General features: G+C 70.8%; 1 protein-coding gene and 1 pseudogene. One reads left to right on the top strand and one right to left on the bottom strand.

All coding sequences use genetic code 11. The annotated features are described in order from the left end of the window. Nucleotides 1–1048 (top strand): phage tail protein (locus G3N96_RS38460; RefSeq protein ID WP_206140470.1); only part of this gene is annotated, 1048 nt, incomplete at its 5' end. 117 nt (nt 1049–1165) lie between these two features. On the opposite strand, the pseudogene G3N96_RS38455 reads toward G3N96_RS38460, so the two are convergent. Then, nucleotides 1166–2014, bottom strand: a pseudogene (locus G3N96_RS38455) (glycosyltransferase); the annotation flags it as partial. Nucleotides 2015–2136 lie beyond the last annotated feature (122 nt).

Below are 2136 nucleotides of genomic sequence, written 5' to 3'. Positions count from 1 at the left end.
GATCGCCGAGGCGGAGGCCGCCGCGCAGCGCCATCACGCGGCAGCCACCGAAGCCGAGGCGGCCGCGCAGCGCCATGCAGCCGCGACCGTCGAAGCCGAGGCCGCCGCAAAGCGGCACGCGGAAGCCACTGCCGAAGCCGAAGCGGCCACGCAGCGTCTCGCGGCTGCCATCGCCGAAGCCGAATCCGCCGCGCAGCGCCACACGGCTGCGATCAAGGAAGCCGAAGCGCTCGCGCAGCAGCACACGCAGGCAATCGCGGAAACGCAGGCGGCCGCGCAGCGTCATGCCGAGGCGACCGCCGAGGCCGAAGCCGTCACGCAACGCCATACCGAAGCGATCGCGCAGGCCGAGGCGGCCGCGCAGCGCCACGCCGATGCCACCGCGCAGGCGGAGGCCGTCACGCAGCGTCATGCCGAAGCGATCGCACAAGCCGAAGCGGCGGCGCAGCACCACGCGAAGGCCATCGCCGACGCCGAGGCGCTGGTCGAGGCCGTCGTCAACGAAGCCGCGACGAACGCAGTCGCCGCCACGGCAGTGGCAGCCGAAGTCGTCGAACCTGCGCCGGCCGGTACGCCGGCGGCGGAACCGGCCGTGATCGCCCCCGCGCCGGCGGCGGCCGAAACGGTGGATGCAACGGCCGACGCCGACACGGCCATCGTCGCGACGGCGCAAGCCGAAACGCCGGTTGAGGTTGAAGCCGACGTCGCCCCGGCCCCGTCCGACAAAGCGACGCTGCACGTGTCGCGCCCGACGCAGAACGAACTCACGCTGACCATCAACGGCGAATCGATCACGCTGCATCCGGAACAACTGGGCCAGCTGATCGAGGAACTCGCGCATGCGCGTGCGTCGATGCAGCCGGAGCCGCCGCCCGGCATCCCGGCCGGCTGGCGCTTCGTGACGACGAAGAACCCGATGATGGCCGTGCAGAAACAGTCGAACGGCGACCGCCTGCTGGTGGCCCGCCATACGGGCTACGGCTGGGTGCCGTTCACGTTCTCGCCGGACGTCGTGGTCCAGATGTACATGATGCTGACGCAGCGCTGAGCGCCGGCACGCCGCCCCGCCGAACAGGCACCGCCGAAAACGAAACAGCCCGACCGGTTTCCACCGATCGGGCTGTGTGCTTTCCGGCTGCCGGGAGGCACGCCTCCCGGGCAATGCTCAGCGATCCACCGGCGCCTGCACGCGCGCCTTCCACTGGCCGCCCTTGCCGCGCCAGTAGCGCCACGCGGAAGCGAACGTCGCGCCGACGTAGAACAGCGCGACGAGCGGCAGCGCCGGCGCCCACAGCGGCGAGCGCCGGTAGTAGCGCAGCATCGGCGCATACGCGGCGCACATCGACGCCCAGGCGAGCCACGCCGGCCAGGCGCGCGCGCCGTACGCGAGCGCCGCGGCGGGCGGCACGAGATAGATGATCGTCATCCCGAGCAGCGTGCCGGCCAGCAGCAGCGGCGAGTAGTGCAGCTGCGTGAACGCGGTGCGCGCGATCATGTTCCAGATGTCGCGCCAGCTGTCGTACGGGCGCAACGACACGCTGCGATCGGCCAGGTCGAGCCGGATCGGATGGCGGCCTTCGCCGCGATGCTTGATCTGCGCGGCGAGGCTGCAGTCGTCGATCAGCGCACCGCGGATCGACTCGATGCCGCCCGCTTCCTCAAGCGCCGTGCGCTTGACGAGCATGCAGCCGCCCGCGGCGCCGGCCGTCCGATTGCGCGGATTGTTGATCCACGAGAACGGGTAGAGCTTCGCGAAGAAGAACACGAACGCCGGGATCAGCGCCTTTTCCCAGAACGAATCACAGCGCAACCGCACCATCAGCGACACGAGATCGCGGTTCTCGGCCTGCGCGCGCGTGACGAGCTGCGCGACGGCGTCGGGCGGATGGCCGATGTCGGCATCCGTCAGCAGCAGGTAGTCGGCCGGCAGGCCGAGCGTCTGCACCGCGGCGATCCCCTGCGACTGCGCCCACACCTTGCCCGACCAGCCGGCCGGGAGCGGCTTCGCGGCCAGCCCCATTTCCGCTCCGTAAACTCGCGCCAGATTCCAGACCGGCGCATCCTCCGCAGCCGGCGACCGACAGGAGCCCTTTTCCCCATGTCCGATTCCTACTTCCCGCGCTGGCGGGTGCAATC

It is taken from the genome of Burkholderia sp. Se-20373 (genome assembly GCF_017104705.1).
In the GTDB taxonomy this organism is placed as follows: Bacteria; Pseudomonadota; Gammaproteobacteria; order Burkholderiales; family Burkholderiaceae; genus Burkholderia.
Note: the sequence above shows the minus strand (reverse complement) of the source record. Positions and strands in the feature narration are given on the sequence as shown.